The following is a 26021-nucleotide window of genomic DNA, read 5'->3' on the forward strand; positions in this document are numbered from 1 at the left end:
ATTCACTTCTACGGACGAACCGGCTCCGCCTTCCGCCACTCTTCATCAAAGTATCCCGCCGCCACCGGTTGATCGTCCTCGAGCTTCATCACGGCCCAATCGCCGAGACGCGGAAAAAGCAGGTAGTTGAAGGCCGCGAACTCCTTCTCGTGAAAGGTATGGCCGCTGTTGATGACGATGTAGCGGCTCGGCGCGAGCGGGCTGGCGCAGATGAAGGCTGGCGCGTGATTGGCAGCCGACTGCGTTTGTTCGCCGAGGCGAACTTCTTCACGTGTCCACGCCACTGGCAGCTTCGGCAGCGCCTTGGCGATCCATGTGTTGCTGCCGGGATCGCCGAAAAGAATGAGGTGTTTGTCCCGCATATCGGCCTCGGTGACGTCGGTGTCGTTCTTCACGGGCAGATCGCCGCGCATGTAGCGCGCCCATTCGTATTCGAAGCGCTCCAGGTTTTCCTGCGCCCAGGCATCGACTTTGGCATTCCACGGCTTCCCGGTGCCCCGCACGCACAGGAACGGCGTGGCGAAGGCATCATCGATGGGGCCTTGCAGGCCGGGTTGCTTGCCAGTGAGCGTGATTTCATCACGCAGGCCATCGCATTTCCATGCGCCGCCTGTTTGGGAGAAGACGAGCGCCTTTTCATGCGGATGGGCGGGCAGGACGATGTCTTGGCCCGCGATGCGCACCTTTGAAACGGGCCGATGGATGGCAAATCGAGTGACGTTTCGCGCCTCGCTGACCTCCAAGACATCTCCATCTCCCACCGTTGCGCGAAACTCCGCTCGTTCGTAGTGCTTGCCCAGCGCCAGCAGCTCCAGCCAGTGGCAGCGGTTGTATTTGAGCGTCCAGGTGACGAAGCGCATCTGCTTCGGATCGTGATCGATCCCCTTGGCCGCGTAGTCGCCGATGCGCCGCATTTGCTCAGCGTGTGTCTTCGGGTCAATCACGTGCTTGGTGCCAGGAGCGATGAGATTCACGAAGGGAATGCCTTCCTTCAAGAAAACCTCGCTCATGTGGACGTGCGATCCGAAGAACGTGTCCTGATCGCCAATGGCCGCGATCTCCGGCACCATGCTGGCGTTCGCGGCGTAGTCGATGGAGTCGAGCAGGTGCAACCCAAGTTCCTGATGCGGCGGCAGCGGACCGACCTTGATGAAGCCGGGAATAGGCGTCTCGGAGAAACGATGCGTATCGACGTAACCGCAATACGGCCCGATCGCGACGAAGCGGTCCGGATGCTTCAAACCGAGATGCCATGTGCCCGAAGCGCCCATGCTCATCCCACGCAGCACAATGCGGTCACGGTCGATCTTATAGTTCCGGCACACGGCCTCAATCGCCTCAAACACATCCGTCTCACCCGCCCAACGGTAACAGTTCTCGACTCGACCGAGCGGATGCAGTTCGATGTAGTCCACATCCGGCGCATTGCCTTTGTCCTCATCGCCCTCGTCGAATCGATTGATAAACTTCAACTCACTCATGCCAACCGGCTTTGAGCTGCCATGCAACACCACATCGAGCCGCATCGGCTTCGTGCCATCGTAGCTTTTCGGAATGATGACGCCGTAAGGCTGCACCGAGCCATCGACGGAGGAGATGAATCCGCGCGCGACTTTGCCTTTCTTCGAGGTCCATGAGGCCGCGGATGCGGCCCCTCGTTCGGAAAACCGTCCACGCGCCTTCTCGATCAGAGCCTGGTCTGCGGGCAAAAGAGCGAGATCATATCGAAGCGCCCAGATGATGCCCTTGGCAAAGATCTCCATGTCAGCCCGCAGGTCTCTGCCGCGTTCTGATTCGGTTGTTGGCGGATCAGAGGTGACTTGGGCGTCCTTCGCGGCATTGAGCTCGTGCTTCCAAAGTTCGACGTGGTTGTTGGCGAGCCGCACAACGGCACCAGATGGCGCCCAGATGGCATTCGTCGCCCTTGGACTGCCGCCGATGAACCGATTGTCGCGGATCTCAGCTGTGCCTTTGACCAATATGGCTGCCACGCCTCCGCCACGAATGGTGTTTCCCAAAATGGATGCTTTGGACTGATCCAACACGGCGATCATCGGCGGCGCGCCACCTTCCCGCACCAGTTCATTATCGCGGATCATCGCCGAGGATCCTCCGGTGACGCCGATGGCGACGAGCTTGTTGTCGATCAGCCTGTTTTCGAGCAGCAACGGACGGGCGCCATCCTCGATTCCAATGCCTGCCATGGCGTTGTCCCGACATAGATTGTGCTCGACGATGGGACGCGTAGCGCCCCCCGTGCGGATGCCAATGCCGGCACGGCGATTGTGGTGGCAGCGATTGCCGCTGACGAGCGGCGACGAACCTTCACTGATGCCAATGCCGGCGCGGATGTTGTCGTGGCAGAAGTTGTCGCGGATGGCCGGACTCGACGCATCGCAGCCGATGCCGGCGTAGAAGTTTTCAAAGCACTCATTCTTCTCGATGATCGCCGTGCTGCCCTTCATCGAGCCGATGCCGCCGCCCATGTTGCGATAGCAGATGTTCCCCGCGAGGCGTGGCGAGCCTCCGGTAATGGCGATGCCGGTGTAGCCGATGTGATGCACGATGTTGTTCAACACTGAGCACTCCACAGCCACCGCGATGCCCGGCGTTCCGTCCGCGCCGATGTGCTCGTGCGGTTGCTCGTTGCCCTGCGTGTCAAAATGATGCTGCCAGAGCTTCTCATCGTAGTTTCCGACGCCGGTGACCGTGAATCCGTCCAAAACGGCCTTTGCCGCCATTTCGACACCGCCTTCGAGAATCGTCGCCTCGGCCCGTTTGAGGCCCACTTTGCCTTTTTCGTCGTTTCCGGCGCTTTTCACGATCACGCCAGGTTTGAGCTTCAAAGGCTCGCGATACGTTCCCGCGGCCACGAGCACGATGTCGCCCGGTTTGGCGGCATCAATGGCCATCTGCACGCTGGCATGATCTTGCGGCACGTGAATCGTGGCTGCGAAAACTTCACAGCACACGGCGCTGAGCATCAGCAGCACGAAGAGGCATGGTCGAGACATGAATTTCATGGGCTGGTCATTTTCCAGGACGCCGCGCGGCCAGTTTTGCGATCTCTTCCGCCGAGATCGCCCGCGGGTGGATTTGCAGATCGGCGAGCTGGCCGTTGAAGGGGCCGTTCATGCCGGTGCCGAGGCGCAGCGGGGCTTCGCTGCTGAGATTCCAGGCGCTGGCATCAAAGCCGGTGCTCTCGGCGACTTGTTTGCCATCCACATGGAGCGTGAGGCGGTCTTTTGTCTTCACGGCGGCGATGTGATGCCAGTCAGCGGGCAGCGAGTGATCCCACGATACTTGACGGCCATGACGCGCGGCCCAGACCTTGCCCGAAGGGAGCGTGGCGCAATACACCTCGCCGCCAAACTCGGCCATCGTCCAGGCGCGGCGGTATTCGACATCCGGCGTGAGATCGAGCCGCTGCCAGAGCAACCATTTGCCCGCTCCATCATACGCATGCACCTGCGCGAGCGGCAGCGTGCCGGCGATGAAGCGCCCGTTGTGAATCAGCATGCCCATGACCTCCAGCTCGTCGCCGAGACGGCCGATGTCCGTCCAGCGGCCGACGTCTTCAAAGCGGAACACGCGACCGCTGCGCCACGTCGCCACATGCAGATGGCCCTCGTAGCGGGTGAAGGCATAGGTTTGCGTGTTGTCGGTGGTGCCGACCTGTCCGCAGTCCGTCCACACCTTGCCATCAAAACGATACACACGACCGCCATCGTAGCTGCTCGCGTAGAGGAAACCATCATGCACGGTCAGCGACACGACACGACGAGACGCCATCTCGCTCGTCTGGTAGTCCGGGCCGATGGCATCCGGCAGGCGCGTCCATTGCGTGCCGCCCTCATAGCGGAAAAAGCCCACCGGTTTATACAAGGATGAGGCGAACAGCCGCCCCTGAAACACCACCAGCCCACCGACCGCCTCCGTGTCCGGCAACTGGCCGCAATCCGTCCACTTCGCGCCGCCGTCATGACGAAACACGCGGCCGCCCAGCGTGGTGTTGGGCGATTCCGGCAAATGCGAGCCAGCGACACGATACTTGCCCGTGCCCGCATACAGCGAGCCCTCATGCGCGGCGAGCGCGGTGACGGAATTGCTGTCGTCGAGACTGCCGCAGTCCGTCCATCGCGTGCCGCCATCGTAGCGATACACATGCCCCGTGTCGCCCGCGCCCGGCTCGCAGGTGCCCGCGTAGAGCGCGCCCTCGTGCGCGGCCATGGCAAAGGCGAACAACGCCTTCCCCGGCCGCCCGCAGTCACGCCACGCGCCCGGCTTGTCATCATCGATTCCGAATTGCAGGTGCCGCCAGTTCGCCTGGTTCGAGGTGACTCCAGGATTGCACTTCAGCGTGAGATGAAAGCCGCGTCGCGTCTGCGCATCGTATTGACTCACCAGATCACCCGTCACGCGATCCGCCGCATCCGCCCGCGCCCACACCGCGATGGAAAAATCGCTGCTGCCCAGCCGCAGTGTTTTCTCGGCGGGGATGTCGCTTGGCCTGTCCACTCGCGGCCATGATGCGACGGGAGGTTCAGCAGCGCGGAGGCTGGCGGGCAAAATGAAAGCGGCGGCGAGAATGATGCGGTGTGTCATAGCGGACGATTGTTTGCGATCAATTCAATGGCACCGCTATGCCGAGACAGACGCGGAAGCCGTCGCGCGAGTCGGAGTAGGTCACGCTCCTGATCCCGAGGCGGACGGCGCAACGCGCGTTACCCGGGACATCGAAATAGTTTCCGCCACGGCAAACGGGGCGCGATATGCTGCGCTTCCCCGCGTCTTCAAAAAAGACCTCCTCGTGCCCGCCCTTGGGATCGAAGTGGTCGATCACGAACTCCCACACGCCTCCGCACATGTCGGCGAGGCCGAAGCCATTACGGCCCTTGTCGCCGTAATGATCCACAGGCGAAACGAATGGAAAGCCGTCGCTCCATGGTGCCTTCGCCAGCGGCCAGGCTTTCGTGCGTCCTGGCAGCGGGTCCATGGCGGAGATGTTCAGCCGGCCCTCGCCTTGCTCGATCTCATTGCCCCACCAGAAATAGAGGCTCTCCTTGCTGCCGCCGCGACAGCCGTGCTCCCACTCCGCCTCCGTAGGCAGCCGATACTCCATGCCTGCGGGCATCCGCCCCGCCTTCTGCTCGCGGTCCCCCAGCCATCGGCAGAAAGCCTTCATGTCATTGTAGCTCACGCACACGACCGGGAAGTCATCACGATTCGGGAATCCCCAGTTCGGATCACGCCAGCTTTTGCCGGGCATTGATTTCCACGGATGCACGACCTTCGTGGTGAGGTGATAGCCGTCCCAGGCGGGATCGAAGACCTGGGTCTCACCGCCGGGCTTCTCGGCATCCGTGACAAAGCCCGTCTCCTCCACGAACCGCCGGAACTGGCCCACGCTCACCTCCGTGCGGCCCATCCAGAAACCGTTCCTCACGCGCGTCAGCCGCGGCTTTTCCCCCTCGAACGACTCGCGCGTCGTCCCCGGCTGCGCGCCCCCCTCGATGCCGGTGGCCCACACCTTCTCCTCCGTCGTGCTTCCCATCATAAACTCGCCGGGCGGAATGAACACGGCCTCCAGCGGCACACCAGCGCCAAGGTCGATTCGCTTCACGTCGCCTTTCACAGGCTCAGCAGCCTTTGCGCCAGCCAAAAAGAACACCACGAGTGATGTTCGCAGCAGTGTGACGAGTTGTTCGTGCCTGGATCGGCGGATTGTGGTGTTCATGTCGATGTCCTTGGGGTGTTGTGAGCATCAGGGTGCATTCTTCCATCGCTGAAACTCCGCGAGTATCTCCTCACGCGAGCAGTGCGGGCGCAGCACGGTGCGCACTTTGAAACCGTAGTCTTTCATCACTTCCGGCTTCTGAATGAGGAACTGAAAGTCCCACGCGGGATTCGTGGTCTTCAGTTCTGCATTGGCGCCGCCGCCAATGGGCGAGTGGGTAAGGCGGATGCCTTCCGTGCGGTCGAACATGACGATCCACACGAGATCGTCGAAGTGGCCATAAAAGAACGGCAGATCAAAACGTAAACGCGAACGGCTCTTGAACAACGCGTCGCGTCCGTCCTCGGGAAACGTCATTTCGAACGTGTCATCGCGGTGCAGCACGCTGCTCTGATCGTTGTGCCACTGCGTGCAGAACTGCGTCCACAGATTCTTTTGCGAATCGAGGCCGCCGAGGAAGTACATGCTCTTGTCTGCGGGCGCGTTAATGTAGCTGGCCCAGAAAAGCGATAGATAACCGCGTGAAAACACATCGCGGTGCGCGCGGCAGCGGAAGGTCATATCGAGGTAATGCGGCTCGCTAAGGGCGAAGCGCGTCCAGCTTTCCACGCCAAAGGTCGGTGTCGGCGGCTGATGCAGTTCCGCCTCGGTGTCGCTGAGGCGTGTCAGCGTCATGGGGGCATGGCGCGGCTCGAAGAAGGTCTTCACGTCCTCCAAGTGCTCGCCAGTGACGATGTGCTCGAGATTCAGACCCGCGACGGCAGGCACGAAGAGGCTGCGAGTGCTGTTCGTGTGCCGGAGGCTCCACAGGCCGTTGTAACCGGCGCGGTGCTGCTCGTGCGCGTTGTTGTCGCCGATGACGGCGGTCAAATCGCCTGCCTGGAGCGTGGTGGACACCGCTTTGGACTCGGCACGGGCCGCTGAGGCTAGGGCGGCGGCGCTGGCGGTTCGGAGAAAATGGCGTCGGGTTTTCATGATCGATGAGAAAGGTGATCGCGGGTCAGCAGGCAGCGAATGCCGATGATGACAGCTGCCGCAGCGGCAAGATAGCCGACCGCAGTCATCGTGAGCAGCCGGTCGATGCCGAGCGACTGCTTCCACAGACCGCCGAAGAGCGTGGCGAAGCCGGACATGATCGCTCCGCAGAAGTTGAGGAGGCCGACGGCGGTGGCGCGGGCCTCGGCGGCCACGACATCGAAGGCGGCGGGGAAAATGTTGGCGATGAAAAGGCCGCTGAAGAGCCCGAAGCCGGTGGCGGCGATGCGGGTGATGAGCAGCGTGTCGCTGTTGCCGAGCAGATGGATGCACGGCGCGGAGAGCACGAGTCCGGCGACGATGAGGCAGAAGCGCGCGGACTTCACCCGCGTGTGCAATTTGTCCGCGATGATACCGCCGATGAGGATGCCAACGAAAGTGGCGGTTTGCAGGAAGACGGTGGCGTTGAAGGCAGCGTCGGCCTGATTGAGCGCGAATTTGTCGTGCAGGAAGGCGGGCAGCCAGCCGTAGAGCAGCCACAGGCCGAAGACGAAGACGGGAAACACGACGCAGAGCAGCAAAAACGTGCGTGAGCGCCCCAGCGCGGCAAAAGAGGGCCTCGCGCCGTTTTCAGGCGCTGGCTCGCGCACTTGGCGCAGGAAGGTGAAATACGGCAGCGCATACAGCACGCCCACCGCGCCGAGAATGAAGAACGCCTCGCGCCACTGGCCGCGATCCGCCATCCAGCCGCCAAACCAACTTCCAGCCACGGTTCCGGCGATTTGTCCCGTCATGAGCACGGAGACAGCACGCGAGCGTTTTTCCGCCGTGTAGGCATTCGCAGTCAAGGCGACGGCGCTGGACATGTAGAGCGACTCGGAGACGCCCATCGCCGCACGCATCGACAGCAGCATCACACCACTCGTGACGAGGCCCGTGCCGACCGTGACGAGGCTCCACACGACGAGACTGAGCACCACGAGCAGCCGTTTGGAGAAGCGATCGCCGAGATAACCGGATATCGGGCAGCCGAAGGCATACACCCACAAAAACATCGCGCCGACATAGCCGAGCTGAGCGTCACTCATGTGCAGATCGGCTTTCAGCGATGGAAACATCGAGAAGACCGCCTGACGGTCGCAGTAGTTCAGGAAATAGGCGAACCACATGAACGCGACGAGTGCGCCGGCACGGGTCATGGGAGCTGCGGCTGTAGTCGGCATGGCGTGGGTGATTACGCAGCTCGGAGGAGGACAAAATCATGAAGGGTAGAATCATTTTTCCGCCTCCCCTGAATCGCAGGCCATGATTTTACGCCCCATGACTTTGTCTTCATTCCTCAGGCATGAGACGGCGTGCTGCCACCGTAGGAAGCGGGCGTCTTTTTCCCTCCACTGCATGTTCCGCCCCTGCTTTCTGACACTGCTGACCCTGTCCGCGCCGCTGGCCGCTGCGCCTCTCAGCTACAATCGCGAAGTCCGCCCGGTTTTGAGCGACAACTGCTTCGCCTGTCACGGACCGGACAAAAACAACCGCAAGGCCGACCTGCGGCTGGACCAGCCGGGCGAGTTTGACCGCGAGGAGTTCGTGAAGCGTCTCTTCACCGACGACGCGGACGAAGTGATGCCGCCGCCGAAGTCACACAAGAAGCTTTCGGCAGCGCAGAAGGACGTTTTGAAGCGCTGGATCGCAGAAGGCGCGAAATACGAGGCGCATTGGTCCTTTGTGCCTCCAAGGAGGGGCGCTTTGCAAGCGCCCTCGGCGGTTGAAAACCGCCGCTCCTTGAACTCCATCGACGAATTCATCCGTGCTGAACTGCCGAAGCATGGCCTGAAGCCATCCCCGCGTGCGGATGCGGCCACGCTGGTGCGGCGCGTGGCGCTCGACCTCACAGGGCTGCCGCCGAACGTGGAGGAGCAGCGACGTTTTGCCGCGCCGGAGTCGTATGCGGCGATGGTGGATCACTTTTTGTCGAAGCCTGCCTTTGGCGAGCACATGGCGGTGGCGTGGCTCGATGCGGCCCGCTACGCCGACACAAACGGCTACCAGGTGGACCGTGATCGTGAGCTATGGCCGTGGCGTGACTGGGTGGTGCGCGCCTTCAATGCGAACATGCCCTTTGACCAGTTCACCATCGAGCAGCTCGCAGGCGACCTGCTGCCGAACGCGACACTTGATCAACGCATCGCGACCGGCTTTCACCGCAATCACATGCTCAATGAAGAGGGCGGCATCATCGCGGAGGAGTTCCTGGCGGAATACACCGCAGATCGCGTCGAAACCACGGCGACGGTCTGGCTGGGACAGACCTTCAACTGCTGCCGTTGTCATGATCACAAATATGATCCGTTCACGCAGCGCGACTTTTATGCGATGAAGGCTTTCTTCCACAACGTGCCTGAGCGCGGTGTCGGCATTTACTCGAATCCGGTGCGCACCAACGCTCCGCCGTTCGTCAAGCTGCCTGCGCCGCAGGTCGAGGCGAAAATCGCCGCGCTGAATGCGAGGCTGAAGCCCGTCGAGGAACAATTGAAGGCACTCGGAGCGTCCGATCTCGAAGCGTGGGCGCAGAAGCTCGTGCAGACGAAAATCGAGTGGCAGGCGCTCGCGGTGCAAAAAGCCACGGGAGGCGATCAGGAGCCGAAGATCGCCGAAAATGCCGTCTTGATCGGTCCGCAGGAGACGCGGGCGAACAACATCCAGATCACCGTGAAGCTGCCCGCAGGCAAAATCACCGCCGTGAAGCTCGAATGTGGCACGGCGGACCCTTCGGCGAGTTTTCAGTGGAGTGAGTTGAAGGCGGGCAAAGCCAAGCTGCGCGCCCTTGATGCCACGCACGTCACGTTGCTCGACAACGACCGCCGCACGAAGGCTCCGCTGTCCGTGACGCCTGCGAAGCCGGTGCAGACGCTGTTTGAGATCGAAACGCCGCTCACCGGTGCCGAGGCCGTGATCACGCTCGGCGTCGAAAACGCGGGCGGCAGCACGCAGTGGCGGCTTTTTGCCACCACCGCTGCCACCGAGCTCATCGCGCCGGAAAACATCATCGCCATCGCGAAAGTGCCACATGCGAAACGGCCCGCGCGCGACCGCAAGCTGCTCGCGGACTATCGTCTGTCGCAGATGACGGAGTTTCGCCGGCTCAATGATGAGGCGGCCGCATTGCGGAAAGAAATCGCCGCTGCCGAGGCGGAGATTCCGACCACGCTTGTGATGGAGGAGCAGAAGGAGCCGCGTGCGACGTTCATCCTCATGCGCGGCGCGTATGACAAGCCGGGTGAGCAGGTCAGCGCGGCCACGCCTGCGGTGCTGCCGAAAGCGGATGACGATCTGCCGAAGAACCGCCTCGGTCTGGCGCAGTGGCTTGTGAGCCGCGAGAATCCGCTCACGGCACGCGTCACGGTGAACCGCTTCTGGCAGCATTTCTTCGGGACAGGTCTGGTGCGCAGCAGCGAAGACTTCGGCATGCAGGGCGACCTGCCGAGCCATCCGGAGCTGCTCGACTGGCTCGCGGTGACGTTTCAAGAGTCAGGATGGGATGTGAAGAGGCTGATCAAGCTCATCGTGATGAGCGAAACGTATCGCCAGTCCTCGCGACACGCTGCGGATGCCAGATCGCGCGAATTCGATCCTGCGAATGTGTGGTTGTCCCGCGGTCCGCGGCATCGCCTGCCTGCGGAAGTCATCCGTGATCAGGCGCTCGCGGCCAGCGGCTTGCTCGTCGGCAAGATCGGCGGCCCGGCGGTGAAGCCGTATCATCCGCCCGGCCTTTACGAGCAAGTGGTGGCGCAGCGCGACAACCCGAAGGCCACTTACCAGCAGGGCAGCGGCGAGGATCTGCATCGCCGCAGCCTCTACACCTACTGGAAGCGCAGCGTGCCGCATCCCGCGATGATGCTCTTTGACGCGCCCTTCCGCGAAGTATGCGCGATGCGCCGCACGCGATCCAACACGCCGCTCCAGGCCCTGAACCTCATGAATGACCCGACGTATGTCGAAGCCGCGCGCTTCCTCGCGCAGCGCATGATTCGAGAAGGCGGCGCTAGCGCGGAATCGCGACTCGTTCACGGCTTCCGCCTGCTGCTCGCCCGCGATCCTTCGCCGCAAGAGCGAAAAGTCCTCACCGCCGCGCTCGAACGCACGATCGCCGATTTCCAACGCGATCCCGAGTCAGCCAAGCAACTCCTCACTGTCGGCGAAAGCAAAACCGAAGCCTCCATTTCACCTGCGGATCTCGCTGCCTACACCACGCTGGCCAGCACGCTGTTCAATCTCGACGAAACCATCACGAAGGAGTGAACTCATGAGCTCTACACCCTCCCTCACACCTTTTTCCCGCCGCAACTGGCTCAAAACGCTCGCCTTCGCGTCGCTGGCTGATCCGCGGCTGTTTGCATCGTCGGCGGCGCATTTTGCTCCCAAGGCGCGGCGCATCATCTATCTCACGCAGGCGGGTGCACCGTCGCAATTGGACCTGTTTGATTACAAGCCGGGCCTCGCGCCGCAGTTTGACAAAGATCTGCCGGATTCTGTGCGCAACGGCCAGCGGCTCACAGGCATGACAGCGGGGCAGAAGCGGTTTCCCATCGCGCCGTCGGTGTTCAAGTTTCAGCAGCATGGCCAGAGCGGCCTGTGGCTGAGCGAGCTGCTGCCGCACACATCGAAGTTCGCCGACGAGCTGTGCGTCATCCGCTCGATGCAAACGGAGGCGATCAATCACGATCCTGCGATGACGCTGCTGCAAACGGGCCATCAAATCGGTGGCCGTCCGTCGTTTGGCTCGTGGGTGTCGTATGGCCTCGGGTCGGAGAATGCCGATTTGCCGGCCTTTGTCGCGCTTATCTCGCGACCGAGCGGGCCCACGAACGCACAACCGCTGCACGAGCGCATGTGGGGCAGCGGTTTCCTGCCATCGAAGTTTCAAGGTGTGCGCATGAGTTCGGGCAAAGATCCGGTGCTCTTCCTTTCGAATCCGCCGGGCATCACCAGCGAGCGACGTCGTGCGATGCTCGACGACGTGGTGGCGCTGAACCGGCTGAAGCTCGATGACTTTCACGATCCGGAGACGCAGGCGCGCATGGATCAATACGAGATGGCCTTTCGCATGCAGGCCGCCGTGCCGGAACTGGCCGACCTTTCGAAGGAACCCGCGGACATTTACGAGCGCTACGGCCCCGAGTCGAAAAAGCCGGCCACGTATGCCGCGAACTGCATTCTCGCACGACGCCTCGCGGAGCGCGGCGTACGCTTCATCCAGCTCTATCATCGCGGCTGGGACCAGCACAACAATCTGCCCAGCGGCATCAAGAGCCAGTGCCACGATACCGACCAGCCCACCGCGGCGCTGCTCGGCGAGCTGAAGGAACGAGGGCTGCTGGACGACACGCTGGTGATCTGGGGCGGTGAGTTTGGCCGCACGGTTTACTCGCAGGGCGTGCTCACGCGTGACAATCACGGTCGTGATCATCATCCGCGCTGCTACAGCCTCTGGATGGCGGGCGCGGGCGTGAAGAAAGGCCATGTGCATGGCGAAACGGACGACTTCAGCTACAACATCGTCAAAGACCCGGTGCACATCCACGACCTCAACACCACGGCGCTGCATCTGCTCGGTCTGGAGCACACGCGGCTCACGTATCGCTTCCAAGGCCGCGATTACCGCCTCACTGACATCCACGGAGAACTCGTGAAAGGTGTGCTGGCATGATACGCGACGTCAGCCGCGCAGAACGTCGCGTTCGCTGACCTGTTTCGCGATCACCGCCACGCCATCGCCTTGCTGCGTCAAACACGGCGCCCGCATCGTGATGAGGTGGCCGCTGCTCGCAGCCACGATTTGCTCGGGCGCGCGGTCTGGACGCTCCAGATGATGAATCCAGCCGACGGTTTGCCCTTTTTTCACCTTCGCACCGAGATCGAGCGCGATTTCAAAGATGCCGGACTCGGGCGCGAGGATGTAGTCCTCGCGGTTCAGCGCCTGAGTGAGGATCGGCGGCTTTTCGCGCGGTGTGACGCGGCCTTTGAGCACGCCGAGATGCGCGAGCACGTTGCGCAGGCCGCTTTGGGCGATGCGATGCACGCTGGCGGGAATGCACTCGCCGCCGCCGAGTTCGGTGGTGACGACGGTTTTGCCTTGGTTCTCGGCTTCGACGGGCAACAAGCCGCTGCCGGCGATGTCGGCGTAGATGAAGCAAAAATCCGTGCCCCAGGCGAGCATGGCATCATACATGCGGCGGCGCTGCTCACGATCCGGCACGAGATGCATGTGCGAGCACGGCACAAACTCCATGCTGCGACCGCCGCTGTGGATGTCGATGACCGCGTCACTGAGCGGAAACAGCACCGTGCGCAGGTAATGCGCGATCTGGCTCGTCACCGGCCCCTCCGCGTCGCCGGGAAAGGCGCGGTTCATGTTCATGCCGTCGAGCGGCGACAAGCGGGTGCTCGTGCGAGCTGCGGGAAAGTTCAGCGACGGGATCAAAATGAGCCTGCCGCTCACCTTTTCCGCCTCTAACTCGCGCGCGAGCTTCATGATGGCGATCTGGCCCTGATACTCGTCACCGTGATTGCCGCCGAGCACGAGCACCGTTGGTCCTTTGCCTCGAGTGACGATGGTGATAGGGACCATCACATTCGCCCAGCCGCCGAGGTTATGAGAATACGGCACCTGCAGGAAGCCCTGCTGCTTGCCGGGTTTGTCGAAGTCGAGAGCGGTGTGAATCATGAGCGCAGCTCACTGAACGGCACTCGCAGCTCGATTTTCGCTGCTTCGTCCTCGCCAAAGATCTTCGCGGTGATGCTTTGCGCGGCCCAGTCGATGCTCAGCAGGCCGACATTCGGCAGATGATAGGTTCTCGGCACGATGCGGTGCTTGTTGGGCGTCGGTGTGCCGCGCGGATGCTTTTGCGTCATCGAACTGGAGGTGAAGTCGAAGACGCCGTTCTTCGAAAACTCGCACCAATGCCGATCACCGCTCAAAACGACGGCTTGGTGGCCTTGGACGAGCGAAAGCAGCCGTTTTTGCTCATGCGGGAAATTCGCCCAGCATTCGCCGCCGTGTGCTTCGGGAGCGAATTGAACGCTGGAGACGACCATTCGCAGTTCAGCAGGCTCCTGGAGCACTTTCGCGAGCCAAGCCCACTGCGCCGCGCCGAGGATGGTTGTGTTTTCATCGTCCGTGGGCACCGAAGTGCCGCCAAGCATCGCTTTCTCCTTCGGCACCTTCTTGAGCGCACTGCGAAAGTAGCGCGTATCGAGGAGGATGACCTGCACACGCTTTCCAGCCGGTCCGAAGCTCTGCGCATGATAAACGCCCTCCTGTTTCCGACGCGGTGAGTCGGCAGGTTCGTCGAGCCAGTTCCAAAACTCGACCTGCGCCTCTTTTTTCTGCGCATACTCGCTGCCGCCGTCATTGAGGCCGAAGTCGTGATCATCCCACGTGGCGAGGATGGGCTTGTTCTTGAGTCCACGGAAGAAGCGGCTGTTTTTCAACAGCGCATACTTCTCCTGCATCATGGGGATGCCGCCTTTGTCGGCATACACATTGTCGCCCATGAAAATGAAGAGGTCCCGCGGCAGCAACAAGGCGCGGTCGAGCATGGGATGGTCATGCGTGTCGAGACAGGAGCCGAAAAGGATGCTTTCGAGCGGCTTGGACTCTTCCGCATGCACGGAAAGCAATCCAAGGGCGGGAAGTCCGGCGATGAAGCGGCGGCGGTTACTTGCGAAGTTTGGCATCGAGTTCCTCCAGTTTGAAGCGGACGCTGACGACATAAGCTTCCTCGCCTTCGGTCCAATGGCCGTAGGTGGTGGTGACGAAGGTGCCGTCGGGGAGGAGTTCGACGCCAGGATAGGTCGTGTCCTGGCCTTTCTTATTGTCCATGATGCGAACGCGGTATTGGCCTTCGGTGCCGTTCACGATGTCGTCGTATTTGCCGACCCAGCCCACCCAGTCGCCTTTCGTCGCGCTGACGTGTGTGGTGTCGCGGAAGCTCACAAACAGGCGGCCATCGGGCGCGTATTTCGCAACGTGACGATCGCCGGTGAGCGCAGCGGGCAGTTCTTTCGGCTGCGACCACGTGAGGCCTTCGTCGTCGCTGAAAATGACGAATGAGTTGTGCTTGCGGCTGTTTTCGCGAAGCAGGACGGCGATCTGTTTGCCATCGGGCGAGCGCAATGCGCCGGGTTCGCAGAGATTCGCGTCGGGAAGCATTGCGATGGGCGCGGGCACGCTCCACGTCAGACCGCCGTCTTTGCTCAAGGTCGTGTAAACCCAGAACCGCCACGGTTTGGCGGTCGCAGACGAGTAATCCGGCACGTGCGGGCTTTTGATGCGGTATTTCTCCACTTCGCCACCGCGGATGAAGCGGCCGTCATCGTGGAAGAACGCGAGGTAGTGCCCAGGTGTCTTCAAATCGAGCACGGTGGCCATCGTGACGACGCCACCGAAGTCGCCGATGGGTTTCAGCTCGCCCCAGTTCGCGCCATCGTCCTCAGAAACTGCCATGCGAATGGGGTACAGGCCGCTGAACATGATGAGGCGCTTCTTCCCGCTCGCATCGACGGTGCGATGCAGCGTGGGCACTTCGAGCGAGGTTTCCCAGGACTTCGGCGTGGGCAGTCGCTCGCACCAGGTGAGGCCGGTGTCCTCGCTGCGCTTGTAAACGATGGCACCGCGGCCGTGGCCTTTTGGATAGACGGTGAGCATGCTCTTGTTGTCTTCGAGCAGCACGGTCGTCGGATGGCCGAGATACTGGCCTTTTTCGCGATCGACGATGATTTGCCGCTGCGTCTCGCCGCTGATGTCCACGATGGGAATGGTGTAACCGGGCGGGAGGGTTGTTTTGAGGTTCTTGGGTGGCGCGAGGGTGACGTCGGCCTTTTGCAGCTTCGTCTGCGCGAAGGCAGACGAGAAGACAAGCAAAAGCACGGCGAGTGGTCGGAGGATCATGGTGCGGAACAAACGGCCCGCAGAATGATGACCTAACGCGGATCAACACCGTGAACGCCGTTCTTTTCCTCGATGGGCAGCCTGGGCTTCGAGGATTCCGGCCTGTCCTCAGCGAACCAGCGGTTGTTCTCGAAGCGGAAAGTCTCGGGGGCGGTGCCGTCACCGATATTGACTTCGATCTGCACTTGGGAGCGACGGAAGACGATGCGGTTGTCTTTGAGGAGCACATCACGGCAAGGCACAAAACCGGGCTCCTTCGTCTCCTGAAGAATGCGGAAGATCCACTTCGTCGGGAATAGTATCGTGTTGCCGCTGAACTCAGCGCCATCGACGCCGACGAACGCGGCAGCGCATAAACTGCCTTCGATGATGTTGTCGCGGGCGATGATACGAGCTGCTTCGTGTTTCGCTCCCTGCGGTCGGAAGAAGGGCATGCCCGTGGAGCCGCCGATGTTCAGCGGACGCTCGCCCGCATTCGTGAAATGGCATTTTTCGACCATCACATCGCTGGTGCCGCCTTTGAGCTGGACGGCGGCACTGGCCGTGAAGCCTTCTTTGCCGGTGAAACGGCAACCAGTGATCATCGACTGATGGCAGCCGACAAAGTCGATTCCCTGCCCTCCCCAGCCGGTGATCGTGCATTCGCGGATCGTGAGTTTGTCGAGGCCTGAGCACTTGATGCCATCATGATTGCCCTTCGGGCCGATGTCGCTGATCTCGACGTGCTCAATCGTGATGCCGGTGACCGGATTCGCCAGATCACCGCCGTCGTCGAGATTGAGGCCGTTGGCCGTCTGGCCGCTGAGGCGGATATTGCGCAGCGTGAGGTGGTTGCAGCGGGAGAAGTGCCATGCGTTGGCTCCACCTTTGAAATGCGGCGGTTTTTTCGGATCAAGCGCCTCAATGGTGAGCTTTTCGATGCTGCTCACATGATGACCGCCAGGATAGTCGCCGGGGGCGATTTTGAGCGTGGTTGCGGGCTTTAGATCACGCAAAGCGGCGCGGAGGGAATCAGCATCACGCACGATGATTTCATCGGCCGTGGCGAACGTGACTGAGACCAAGAACAGCAGCGCCCTCATGGCTTGGCGAGACCTTCGGGCAGTTGGGCGAGGCGCTCAATCTCGGTGACCTCGTGGAAGAACCAGGGTTTGCCGTCCTTGAGTTTGAAGATGATCGTCTTGCTCGCGAATTTAAGGCCGTCGTGCTCCTTCCAGTCGCTGAAGCGGTAAAAATCACCGCGCCAGTCGAGGCGGTGGAGCAGGTTGGTTTCCTTGTCGAAGTAGAACTTCATCGCTGGCTCGACGCTGCCGCTGACTTGGAGGCCAAAGCAGGTTTTACCTTCATCCGTGAGGTCGGGGACGACCTCGACCTTCGATTTGGGATCGACGAGCAAGTCGAGCGACCACGCACGCACGTCATCTTTGGCTGGTTCAGCACCGCGTTCTTTTTTGTTGATCCACCACTTGTCCGGCTGGGAGAGGATGGACTCGCGCGTGGAGCGCTTTTTGCCCTCGGCAGGCTCAGGTGTGCTGCCAAAGTGGAAGATCTCCTTGATGCGGAAAATCTTGAGCAGCTTGTCCTTCCCGCCGACGGCAGAAAGGGCTTTGTCCACGAGAGGTTGAGTGTCTGCGGCTTGAGCGAAAACCGCGCTGACGAGCAGAAATTGAAGAAAGAGAAGGCGACGCATGGATGTGTGATTGCAGAACGCACTGCATGCGTTGCTTCTTCCCATGCAGTTTCCTTGGGCGATCCGTCGGTGGCGAATGACGGCAGGAGAGTAGCAGCATCCCAGCGGAATCGGAGTTCATGGTAAAATCAAAAAATATCCGGCTCCGGCACCGCAGGGCCGTGCTGGAGGAAATCGAAGTCGGCGCCTTGGTCGGCCTGCGTGACGTGCTCGACGAAGAGCTTCGCGTAGCCGCGGTGGTAGCGTTGCGGCGCGGGTTTCCAGGCGGCGCGGCGTTTTTCGAGCTCCTCATCGCTGACGTGGAGGTGCAGTTTGCGGTTGGGAACGTCGAGTTCGATGAGGTCGCCATTCTTCACGAGGGCGAGCGGGCCGCCGACGGCGCTTTCGGGCGCGATGTGGAGCGCACACGCGCCGTAGCTGGTGCCGCTCATGCGGCAGTCGCTCAGGCGCACCATGTCGCGGATGCCTTGCAGGATGAGCTTCTTCGGAATCGGGAGCTGGCCCCACTCCGGCATGCCGGGAGCACCCACCGGCCCCGCATTGCGCAGGATGAGCACGGTGTCCTTCGTCACATCGAGGTTCATGTCCTCTATGGCGGCCTTCATCTCGGGATAGCTGTCAAAGACGAGCGCAGGACCTTTGTGCGTGCAGAGTTCCTTCGTGGCGGCGGCGTGTTTGATCACCGCGCCGTTCGGGCAGAGGTTGCCGCGCAGGATGGCGGTGCCACCATCGGGCTGCAGCGGATTCTTCGGCGTGCGGATGACGTCTTCGTCGTGAATGATCGAATCGGCGATGTTTTCGCCGAGCGTCTTGCCGGTGATGGTGGCCACGTCCGTGTGCAAAAGCTCACGCATGCCGTTCAGCAATGCGGTGAGGCCGCCGGCGAGGAAAAACTCCTCCATGAGGTATTTGCCCGCGGGACGCAGATTCGCCAAAAGCGGCACTTTGCGGCTGATCTCGTCGAATTTCTCCAACGGAAGCGGAATGCCGAGACGTCCGGCCATGGCGATGAGATGCACGATGGCATTCGTGCTGCCGCCGAGCGCCATATCGACCGCGATGGCATTTTCGAACGACTTCTCGGTGACGATGCCAGACGGTTTGCGATCGAGCCAAACGTTCTCGATGATCTGGCGGCCCGCGGCGGCAGCCATGCGTGTGTGCGCACTGTCCACGGCTGGGATCGAAGAAGCACCCGGCATCACGAGGCCGAGCGTCTCCGCCAACGCAGTGAGCGTGCTCGCGGTGCCCATCGTCATGCAATGACCGGGGCTGCGGGCGATGCCGTCCTCGATCTCGCACCACTGGCCCCAGCTCAGATTGCCCGCACGCTTCTCATCCCAGTATTTCCACACGTCACTGCCGCTGCCGAGCGTCTCACCGCGCCAGTTGCCCTTCATCATCGGGCCGCAGGGCATGTAGATGACGGGGATGTCCATGCTGAAGGCGCCCATGAGCAGTCCCGGCGTGGATTTGTCACAACCACCGAGCAGCACCGCGCCGTCGATGGGATTCGCGCGGAGCATTTCCTCCGTCTCCATCGCCAAAAAATTGCGATGAAACATCGCCGTCGGCTTCGTCAGCATCTCGCCGACCGACATGACCGGGATCTCCATCGGATGACCGCCCGCCTGGAGCACGCCGCGCTTCACTGCGTCCGCCGTGAGGCGCAAATGCATGTGGCAAGAGTTCAGATCGCTCCAGGTATTCAGGATGCCGATGATCGGCTTGCCCACGATGTCCTCGTTGCCCCAGCCCGCCTGCTTTGCACGGGAACGGTGGCCAAAGGAGCGCAGCTCATCGCGGCCATACCAGCGCCAGGAGCGGAGTTGTTCAGGAGTTTTGCGGGAGGGAGTGATGGGGGAGGACATTGGGGCAGGATGGGCAGGATTTCAGAGTATTAACAGCATGCTTTGGAGTTAGCTCCCTTGCAGCAGATTCCTCACGTTTTTCTCAAATTCAGACGTGAGCACAGTCTTGTGTGATTAACCCAAGCTTGGAAGTTCGATCCATCAGATAAAAAGCAGATAATTGATTCTTTTCCACGGCGGGCGAGTGCATGATCATTGCCGGGAGACGTGGGGAGCGCACAGCTTGATCAAGCCGTTTATCCACCGGGTGGACGGCAAGGCAGCGAGGGTGCATCGACCACCAATGCCCTAACGCAGGCTCAAGAAGCAAGGGTTTGGGAGACGCTGGCTTGCGGTACAGCCTGTGCCCCGTCGCTCGGCTCCTCACACGCATGAAGCGGTTGTGCGGGGCGGCGTTGAGCGCCCGGCACGACATTTACGAGCGCCCGCAAACTGCTCTGGGAGTGCTCGCCCACGCCCTGACCGTTTGTGGGACTATTTCCTTATTTATCCTTTCAACAGGCCAATCGAATCGATTTGGCGCAACAGTTACGACTGCCACTCGCAGCTAGTTGGCCTGCTCCAGCTTCACGTTGTCGATGAAGTAAGCGGTCTTCTTGTCCGCCAGCGAGCTGAAGAGCAGGTAGCTGGCGGCGTTCCATTCTGGCTTGCAGGGGATGTCTTTGAACTCCTTCTTCGTGCCGTCTTCGCGGGTGAGGGTGAGGTCATACTTGCCTGCGCCGGTCGTGGCGGTGATGGCTATGCGGCACCATTCGCCGGGCTTGATGTTGGCCAATGAAATGCTCTTGCCGTTGTTGGCGACGAGTTTGCCTTTCTGATAACGCACATAGGGGCCGGCGGCGAACTCGCCGCCTTTCACGCGCATCTCGTAGAACCACTCGGCGCTTTCCTGCGCCATGATGTCGAAGCTGACGTGGTAGGTGCCGGACTCGGCCCACTTGGGGTAGATGTCGAGCACGGGGTCGTAGCTGTGCTTCAAGCCGGAAACGTCCTGCACTTTGAGGCTGCGCTTCGACGCTCCGCCGATGGGCGAGCCGGTTTCGTCGGTCACGCCGATGCTCTCGCCTTTGTTTTCGGTGGAGTATTTGGCGTTGCGAATGCCGAGTGTGCCAAGTGAGGCGCGTTCGAAGCTTTGATCGACCTTGTAAGGCGGTGCAGGCCAGGGTTTGGCGTCGGTTTGCCACGTTGGATAGTCGTGACCCTTCGCGGCGAGTTCATGCCACTTCGCGTCGGTTTTGCGGACTCCGGCCAAGGTGAGGTCCCAGGGCTTGAAACCGAGCTTTTCGGCCGGAGAACCGGGTTTGAGGCGAAAGTCGCGTTTCGCGATGTCTTCGAACATCGGGTCCGCAAACTAGCTTTCGCGGTCGCGGCCCATCTTGCGCCATTCGTCCCACGAGAAATGCGACTTCGTGAGCTTCGCGGGGATTTTGCCGTCGGTGGGCCAGTAGAGGTTTTTGCGGAAGATGAGGCTGTCCTTCGGATCGCCGCGATCGATCTTGTCGAAGAACTTCCAGTTCCATTCGCCGCCATCGAGCAAGGGCGATGCGGGGTCCCACACGACGATGTTGTTCATGTAGCGAAAGCGCAGGCGGGCTTCGTTGCGGCTGGCTTGGATCTGCGCGGAGTTGCCAAAGGCGAAGATGTTGTTCCGCACGGTGTTGAAGTAGCCGTAATGCTGATGGAAACCGGCGTTCCAGGTATCGTGGACGAGGTTGTTTTCCATCAGCGTGTCGGTGGCACCTTCGTCATTGTAGAGACCCCAGCCGCCGTAGCGATGGCTGGCGATGTGATGGACGTGATTGCCGCGAATAATCGTGCCGGGAGAGGTGCCGAGACCGTAGAAGCCGCCCATGTCGCTCAGATATGCCCAGCCGAGGTGATGGATGTGATTGTTCTCCACCAGCGTCTCACGCGAGGCCGTGTCGCCATAGCCCCAGTTCCATCCGGCGCTGATGCCGGTGTAGTAAAAATCGCCGATGTCGCAATGCGTGACCGCGCAATGCTGCGTGTGCGTGAAGACCACGCCGCAAGCGCTCGGATGCAGCCGTCCGCCGTGCTGCATGATGCAATCATCGACGACGATGTGATGATTCACGCGCTCTTCATTGGGCCGCCCTGTTTCGCCGACATACACGCCACCGCCGCCGAGGTCGTGGAGGTGGCAATGCTTCACGGAGGAATCCGCGCAGCCGTTTTTGAACCAGATGCCGTGCAGGCCAGTGTGCGCGATCTCGCAGTTCTCGAAGTGAATGCTGCGTGAGTCCTCGATCTCGATGCAGCCATCACTCGTCGTCGCGGCCTGGCCGTCTTGCAGGCCCTCGGCGGGATACAGATGCTGGCTGTATTGAAACGAGATGCCTTCGAAGCGGACGTCGTGAGCGCCTTTCATGACGATGAACTTCGTCAGCATGGGCGCGATGACTTCGGCCTTCGTCATGTCCTCGCCGGGCAGCGGCAGGTAAAGCACCTCGCCCTTCGCTTTGTCGAGAAACCACTCGCCCGGTGCATCCAAAGCGGCGCGATAGTTCTCCATCCAGAAGCGCTGATCCGGTTCGAACTCGACGAAGGGATACCGCGCCCGGCCTTTGATCTGCACGGCGAGTGCTTCGTCATTCAATGCCTTGATGCGGCACTGCCCCACGGCCCAGGCATGCGTCACGGTGAGCAAAACGTCGTCTCGTTCGGCCTGTGGGATGCCTTTGAGCACCTCGAACTGCTCCGCCGGGATGCTGAAGGCGTGGAAGTTCATGTTCTCCTTCAAATCCGGGAACACACCCGCGCCGACGGCCTCGGTGATGTGGTGGTAGCCTTTGTTCGGCGAGCGAGCCAGCGTGGCGCGGCGGCCATTGATCCAGAGCTGCTCAAACTTCCACGCCTTGTCCGGCAGCGGGGCTTTCCACATCGCGCCTTCTTTGACCCAGCCGGTGATTGGCTTTCCAGCCATGAAGACGGCGTTTTTGCCACTCCAGGTCACCTGCGAGTCGTCTTTGCCGAGAGTGATCGTTTCCGTGACCGGATGCACACCATCCTCGACGACGATGCGCACGGGTTTTGGAGCCTTGCGGGCCTGTTCGAGCACGGCGGGGAGGTTGCCGGGCTTTAAAACGAGGTCGGCGGCGAAAATCGTCGAACTGATGAAGAAGAAACAGAAGGCGAGTCGGATCATCCCGGGAGTGTCGGGCGTACGAAGGCGTCATCAAGAGCCGGATCGTTGACTTGAGGTGATTTTACTCGCCGATTGGCCGCGTTTCGATACTGTCCGCCGCCATTTTCATGTCCCAGGAAGCCCCCGCCACTCACCAACCGCCGTTTGACGTGCCCAGCGTCGAGGAGATGGCCGCGCTTCTGCCGCAATATGAGTTTGAAAAGCTGGCGGCCTTTGGAGGCATGGGTGCGGTTTACAAGGCGAAGCAGCAGAGCCTGGACCGGCCGGTGGCGATCAAGATTTTGCCGCCGGAGTTCGGCGCGGAGCCGGAGTTTGCGGACCGCTTCAAGGCCGAGGCTCGTGCGATGGCGAAGCTGAACCACACACACATCGTGGCGGTGTATGACTTCGGCATCACGAAGAGCGGGCACCTTTATCTCGTGATGGAATGGGTGCAGGGCCATACGCTGCACGAGATCATCCAGAAGGGCAGCGTGCAGGTGAAGCGGGCCGCGCACCTGGCGGCGCAGCTCTGCGACGCGCTGTCATACGCGCATACGCACAAAATCCTCCACCGCGACATCAAGCCGGGCAACATCATGGTCACCGAGGACGACCAGGTGAAGGTGGCCGACTTCGGCCTCGCGCGACCGATCACCGGCGAGGCGGAGGAAAATCCGTACGGCACGCCGGACTACGCCGCGCCGGAAATTCTGGGCAAAGGCGCGGTGGACCAGCGGGTGGACATATTCGCGGCCGGAGTGGTGCTCTATGAGATGCTGACCGGCCGCGTGCCGCAGCAGCCGCGACGTCCGGTGACGGAGTTCGCGCCGGTTTCACCGCGCTGGGATGAGTTGATCGGCAAGGCCACGCATCCCGAGCCTGAGAAGCGCTTCCAGGACGCGCGTGATTTCCGCGCCCAGATCGTGCATCTGATCAGCCAGGCCGCGCAAGCGGCGGCCGTGCCGGTGGCGGAGGCAGTTCCCGTCGTGGTGGAAGAGGAGACGAAGGTGAAGCCCGCGCTCCAGCCGCTGCACCTGGTGCTCGTCGGCACGGCGGTGGTGCTGGTAGGTGTCGTGCTGGGTTCGATGTTCAAAGCAGAAACGGAGCCTGAGCCGCGGAAGCGCAAAAATGCCTCCTCCAAGGCAACGGATGCCGAGCAGCAAAAAGCCGTGCCGTCAAAAGGCAATCAGCCGGACAAGATGGCGCAGCCGGAGCCGAAAGCAGAACCCGTCGTGGTGATGCCGGCCAAAGAGCCGGAGAAAAAAGCGCCGGAGCCCGCGATGGCCGCCGCGCCCGCTGCCTCGCCAGCGTCGATGCCCGCACCGGCCACCACGCCGCCGGTTCCCGTGCCGGAAAATCCGCTGGAGGCCATTTTGAAGCTGGAGGAGCGCGACCCCGAATTGACAAAACTGGTGACGGCCTTTGGTGACGAGTGGGCGGCGAATCCCGAGATCGACACCGAACCGGAAGTGAAGGAACTGGACGCGAAGTACATTCCCGCTTTGCAGCGCAGCTTGAACGGACTCATGCCGGAGCAGCGGGATCACATTCTGAGCGAAATCTCCCACGTGGCCAATAAAGAGCCCTTGAACGAGCCGGACCCCGCCTGGCCATCGGTGCTGCAAAGCCTGCGCAAGACCTACGCGGCGCAGATGGAAGCCATCCGATCCGTTTCGGACGCCGCCGCACAGAAGATGCGCGCCGCGCAGTGCGAACTGGTGCTGGCGAAGGCGAAGGAACGCACCGCTGCGGGCAGCCCGGAGGCGGCGAAACGAGCCGAGGCCGTGGCCGCGGAACTGGCGAAACTGCGCGTCGCGCCCTCATTGAAAGACTTGAAGCAGGCCGTGGCCGAGAGCGTCTCCTCCCCGCGAGCGCCGTAATTTTTTCTCGTCTTGGCAGGCTGCCAGCGCGCATAATCCAGCATTATGTCCGAAAACGCGCCCAATCCCTCCCAAGACGCCCCGACCTTCGATGTGCCGAGCATCGATGAGATGTCCGCGTACCTCCCGCAGTTCAAGTTTGAAAAACTCGCGGCCTGCGGTGGCATGGGTGCGGTTTACAAGGCTTATCAGGAAAGTCTGGCGCGCCGCGTGGCGGTGAAAATCCTGCCGCCCAAGTTTGGTGCCGAGCCGGCCTTCGCCGAGCGCTTCAAGACCGAGGCGCGGGCGATGGCAAAGCTGAACCACACGAACATCGTCGGCGTTTATGACTTCGGCATGACGCCGGGCGGCCATCTTTATCTCGTGATGGAGTGGATCGAGGGTAAATCGCTGCATGATTTGATCCACAAAACCACCCTGCCGCTGCGCAAGGCGACCAACCTGGCCATGCAGCTCTGCGAGGCGCTGAGCTTCGCCCACGAGCACGGCATCATCCACCGTGACATCAAGCCGGGGAACATCATGGTCAATGACGCCGACCATGTGAAGGTGGCCGACTTCGGCCTCGCCAGACCGCCGAACGAGGCGGAAGAGGACAACCCGATGGGCACGCCGGACTACGCCGCGCCGGAAATCCGCGGCGGCAGCGTGACGGACCATCGCGTGGACATTTTTGCCGTCGGAGTGGTGCTTTATGAAATGCTGACCGGCCGTGTGCCGGAGACGCCACGCCGTCCGGTGACCATCTATGCAAAGGTTTCGCCGCGCTGGGATGAGATCATCGCCAAGGCCATTCATCCCGACCCTGACAAACGCTACCAGGACGCCGGCGAGTTCCGCGCGCATATTAACATAGCCATGAAACAGGAGGCGGGCGTGGCGGTGCCCGAAATGGCCGATTCCAGGCCGAAGGGCGCGCCGCAGAAGAAAAAGGCGCCGGCGATGTCGCAGAAGCAGCAGATGGTGCTGACCTTTTCGTTTGTCGGTGTGGTGTTGCTGGCGCTCCTCGCGCTTATCTTCTGGCCTTCATCCAAAAAGGGCTCCTCCACCTCCACCGCTTCAGAGGAAGTGACTTCAGATGACATCCGCTCGGTGATCACCACTCTGGATAAAAGCGATCCCGAGCTCACGCGCCTGCTTCAATCCTTCACGGAGGACTGGAAGGCCAGCGGAGCTGATAGAAGTCCGGCCACGGCCGAAAAGCTGCGCTCGGCATTGAACACGGCGTTGCAGTCAAAAATGAAGGAGCGGGCCGAGGCGGCGCGCCGTGCGGTCGTCGTGAACGCCGCGTTGGAAAAGCTGGCTGGAGAACCCTCATTAAGGGCGCTCAAACAGGCTGCGGAAAAGTAGCTGTGTGACACGAGGCACAAAAATGAAGCCGCCGCCTGTTTCCAGGCGGCGGCGTGGTTTTCGGCGCGGGTTATTCGCCCTTGCAGCAGTCTTTGCCGCAGGCTTTGCCCTTTTCCTTGCAGCAGGCGGCGCAGTTGTCCTTGCAGCACTTTTCGCAGGCTTTGCCGGCGGCGAGGGCGGTGGAGGACAATGCGGCGACGGAGGCCGCGGCGATGAGTGTGAGGATGGTTTTCATGATGTTGTGTGTTTTGCTTTGGTGTTGCCCGCTTGAGATGACCGGCACGCGTCGCAGGCATGCGCTGGCCGGTTTTGCCATGAACTGGCAATCGAACTGGCGGTGAGGCCAGACGGCCGGGCAGGCGTCTGGATGCGGCGCTGTCAGCGGCCGCGAGAAAAAAGAGTGATCACTGCCCGGTGCGT

The 26021-nt window shown here is 61.4% G+C and carries 18 protein-coding genes; 4 read left to right on the plus strand and 14 right to left on the minus strand.

Translation table 11 applies throughout. The features are described 5' to 3' along the window. Positions 1-8 precede the first annotated feature (8 nt). From ACILSE_RS03620 to ACILSE_RS03640, 5 genes are read right to left on the minus strand one after another with little or no spacing between them, the layout of a single operon-like run. A complete protein-coding gene (locus ACILSE_RS03620; protein WP_395715986.1) occupies positions 9-3014 on the minus strand; it encodes a right-handed parallel beta-helix repeat-containing protein in 3006 nt (1001 codons plus the stop codon). Between the two features lie 16 nt (positions 3015-3030). Continuing rightward, positions 3031-4605, minus strand: a complete 1575-nt coding sequence (locus ACILSE_RS03625; protein ID WP_395715987.1) for a LamG-like jellyroll fold domain-containing protein — start codon at positions 4603-4605, stop codon at positions 3031-3033. A 19-nt stretch (positions 4606-4624) separates the two neighbouring features. Then, a complete protein-coding gene (locus ACILSE_RS03630) occupies positions 4625-5737 on the minus strand; it encodes a formylglycine-generating enzyme family protein (protein WP_395715988.1) in 1113 nt (370 codons plus the stop codon). 27 nt (positions 5738-5764) lie between these two features. Next, a complete protein-coding gene (locus ACILSE_RS03635) occupies positions 5765-6712 on the minus strand; it encodes a hypothetical protein (RefSeq protein WP_395715989.1) in 948 nt (315 codons plus the stop codon). Continuing rightward, positions 6709-7935, minus strand: a complete 1227-nt coding sequence (locus tag ACILSE_RS03640) for an MFS transporter (protein ID WP_395715990.1) — start codon at positions 7933-7935, stop codon at positions 6709-6711. Before ACILSE_RS03640 ends, ACILSE_RS03635 begins: the two co-directional genes overlap by 4 nt. Positions 7936-8110: 175 nt before the next feature. Between ACILSE_RS03640 and ACILSE_RS03645 the strand changes: the two genes are divergently transcribed. Further along, the gene (locus ACILSE_RS03645) at positions 8111-11011 is read left to right on the plus strand and encodes a PSD1 and planctomycete cytochrome C domain-containing protein (RefSeq protein WP_395715991.1); all 2901 of its coding nucleotides are present in this window, start codon (positions 8111-8113) and stop codon (positions 11009-11011) included. Between the two features lie 4 nt (positions 11012-11015). Continuing rightward, complete coding sequence (locus tag ACILSE_RS03650; protein WP_395715992.1) at positions 11016-12419, plus strand: DUF1501 domain-containing protein; 1404 nt, start codon at positions 11016-11018, stop codon at positions 12417-12419. Between the two features lie 9 nt (positions 12420-12428). Here the strand turns inward: ACILSE_RS03650 and ACILSE_RS03655 are convergent, their stop codons facing one another. From ACILSE_RS03655 to ACILSE_RS03690, 8 genes are all read right to left on the minus strand, one after another. Next, on the minus strand, positions 12429-13436 hold the full coding sequence (locus ACILSE_RS03655) for a succinylglutamate desuccinylase/aspartoacylase family protein (protein ID WP_395715993.1): 1008 nt from the start codon (positions 13434-13436) through the stop codon (positions 12429-12431). After that, positions 13433-14449 (minus strand): alkaline phosphatase D family protein, encoded by a 1017-nt coding sequence (locus tag ACILSE_RS03660; protein WP_395715994.1) that lies wholly within the window; start codon positions 14447-14449, stop codon positions 13433-13435. The genes ACILSE_RS03655 and ACILSE_RS03660 overlap by 4 nt, the downstream gene beginning before the upstream one ends. Beyond that, entirely contained in the window at positions 14430-15662 is a 1233-nt protein-coding gene (locus ACILSE_RS03665; protein ID WP_395715995.1) for a sialidase family protein, read from the minus strand. Before ACILSE_RS03665 ends, ACILSE_RS03660 begins: the two co-directional genes overlap by 20 nt. 32 nt (positions 15663-15694) lie before the next feature. After that, positions 15695-16744: a right-handed parallel beta-helix repeat-containing protein gene (locus ACILSE_RS03670; protein WP_395715996.1), complete on the minus strand. Its 1050-nt coding sequence runs from the start codon at positions 16742-16744 to the stop codon at positions 15695-15697. Continuing rightward, on the minus strand, positions 16741-17352 hold the full coding sequence (locus ACILSE_RS03675; RefSeq protein WP_395715997.1) for a hypothetical protein: 612 nt from the start codon (positions 17350-17352) through the stop codon (positions 16741-16743). Before ACILSE_RS03675 ends, ACILSE_RS03670 begins: the two co-directional genes overlap by 4 nt. A gap of 128 nt (positions 17353-17480) precedes the next feature. Next, positions 17481-19223 carry an L-arabinonate dehydratase gene (gene araD, locus ACILSE_RS03680; RefSeq protein WP_395715998.1) on the minus strand — a complete coding sequence of 581 codons (1743 nt, stop codon included), beginning with the start codon at positions 19221-19223 and terminating at the stop codon, positions 17481-17483. A gap of 547 nt (positions 19224-19770) precedes the next feature. Beyond that, positions 19771-20562 carry a hypothetical protein gene (locus ACILSE_RS03685; RefSeq protein WP_395715999.1) on the minus strand — a complete coding sequence of 264 codons (792 nt, stop codon included), beginning with the start codon at positions 20560-20562 and terminating at the stop codon, positions 19771-19773. A 12-nt stretch (positions 20563-20574) separates the two neighbouring features. Then, complete coding sequence (locus tag ACILSE_RS03690) at positions 20575-22389, minus strand: right-handed parallel beta-helix repeat-containing protein (protein ID WP_395716000.1); 1815 nt, start codon at positions 22387-22389, stop codon at positions 20575-20577. 107 nt (positions 22390-22496) lie between these two features. Here ACILSE_RS03690 and ACILSE_RS03695 point away from each other — a divergent pair, with 107 nt between their 5' ends. Continuing rightward, positions 22497-24251: a serine/threonine-protein kinase gene (locus tag ACILSE_RS03695; protein ID WP_395716001.1), complete on the plus strand. Its 1755-nt coding sequence runs from the start codon at positions 22497-22499 to the stop codon at positions 24249-24251. Between the two features lie 45 nt (positions 24252-24296). After that, the gene (locus ACILSE_RS03700) at positions 24297-25601 is read left to right on the plus strand and encodes a serine/threonine-protein kinase (protein WP_395716002.1); all 1305 of its coding nucleotides are present in this window, start codon (positions 24297-24299) and stop codon (positions 25599-25601) included. A gap of 70 nt (positions 25602-25671) precedes the next feature. Here the strand turns inward: ACILSE_RS03700 and ACILSE_RS03705 are convergent, their stop codons facing one another. Then, positions 25672-25836, minus strand: a complete 165-nt coding sequence (locus tag ACILSE_RS03705) for a hypothetical protein (protein WP_395716003.1) — start codon at positions 25834-25836, stop codon at positions 25672-25674. Positions 25837-26021 lie beyond the last annotated feature (185 nt).

It is taken from the genome of Prosthecobacter sp. (assembly GCF_044236155.1).
In the GTDB taxonomy this organism is placed as follows: Bacteria; Verrucomicrobiota; Verrucomicrobiia; order Verrucomicrobiales; family Verrucomicrobiaceae; genus Prosthecobacter.

What these genes read in the sequence shown, in the direction of transcription:
- ACILSE_RS03620 (WP_395715986.1), bottom strand. Translation starts at nt 3,014, where the DNA reads ATGTCTCGACCATGCCTCTTCGTGCTGCTGATGCTCAGCGCCGTGTGC.
- ACILSE_RS03625 (WP_395715987.1), bottom strand. Translation starts at nt 4,605, where the DNA reads ATGACACACCGCATCATTCTCGCCGCCGCTTTCATTTTGCCCGCCAGC.
- ACILSE_RS03630 (WP_395715988.1), bottom strand. Translation starts at nt 5,737, where the DNA reads ATGAACACCACAATCCGCCGATCCAGGCACGAACAACTCGTCACACTG.
- ACILSE_RS03635 (WP_395715989.1), bottom strand. Translation starts at nt 6,712, where the DNA reads ATGAAAACCCGACGCCATTTTCTCCGAACCGCCAGCGCCGCCGCCCTA.
- ACILSE_RS03640 (WP_395715990.1), bottom strand. Translation starts at nt 7,935, where the DNA reads ATGCCGACTACAGCCGCAGCTCCCATGACCCGTGCCGGCGCACTCGTC.
- ACILSE_RS03645 (WP_395715991.1), top strand. Translation starts at nt 8,111, where the DNA reads ATGTTCCGCCCCTGCTTTCTGACACTGCTGACCCTGTCCGCGCCGCTG.
- ACILSE_RS03650 (WP_395715992.1), top strand. Translation starts at nt 11,016, where the DNA reads ATGAGCTCTACACCCTCCCTCACACCTTTTTCCCGCCGCAACTGGCTC.
- ACILSE_RS03655 (WP_395715993.1), bottom strand. Translation starts at nt 13,436, where the DNA reads ATGATTCACACCGCTCTCGACTTCGACAAACCCGGCAAGCAGCAGGGC.
- ACILSE_RS03660 (WP_395715994.1), bottom strand. Translation starts at nt 14,449, where the DNA reads ATGCCAAACTTCGCAAGTAACCGCCGCCGCTTCATCGCCGGACTTCCC.
- ACILSE_RS03665 (WP_395715995.1), bottom strand. Translation starts at nt 15,662, where the DNA reads ATGATCCTCCGACCACTCGCCGTGCTTTTGCTTGTCTTCTCGTCTGCC.
- ACILSE_RS03670 (WP_395715996.1), bottom strand. Translation starts at nt 16,744, where the DNA reads ATGAGGGCGCTGCTGTTCTTGGTCTCAGTCACGTTCGCCACGGCCGAT.
- ACILSE_RS03675 (WP_395715997.1), bottom strand. Translation starts at nt 17,352, where the DNA reads ATGCGTCGCCTTCTCTTTCTTCAATTTCTGCTCGTCAGCGCGGTTTTC.
- araD (WP_395715998.1), bottom strand. Translation starts at nt 19,223, where the DNA reads ATGTCCTCCCCCATCACTCCCTCCCGCAAAACTCCTGAACAACTCCGC.
- ACILSE_RS03685 (WP_395715999.1), bottom strand. Translation starts at nt 20,562, where the DNA reads ATGTTCGAAGACATCGCGAAACGCGACTTTCGCCTCAAACCCGGTTCT.
- ACILSE_RS03690 (WP_395716000.1), bottom strand. Translation starts at nt 22,389, where the DNA reads ATGATCCGACTCGCCTTCTGTTTCTTCTTCATCAGTTCGACGATTTTC.
- ACILSE_RS03695 (WP_395716001.1), top strand. Translation starts at nt 22,497, where the DNA reads ATGTCCCAGGAAGCCCCCGCCACTCACCAACCGCCGTTTGACGTGCCC.
- ACILSE_RS03700 (WP_395716002.1), top strand. Translation starts at nt 24,297, where the DNA reads ATGTCCGAAAACGCGCCCAATCCCTCCCAAGACGCCCCGACCTTCGAT.
- ACILSE_RS03705 (WP_395716003.1), bottom strand. Translation starts at nt 25,836, where the DNA reads ATGAAAACCATCCTCACACTCATCGCCGCGGCCTCCGTCGCCGCATTG.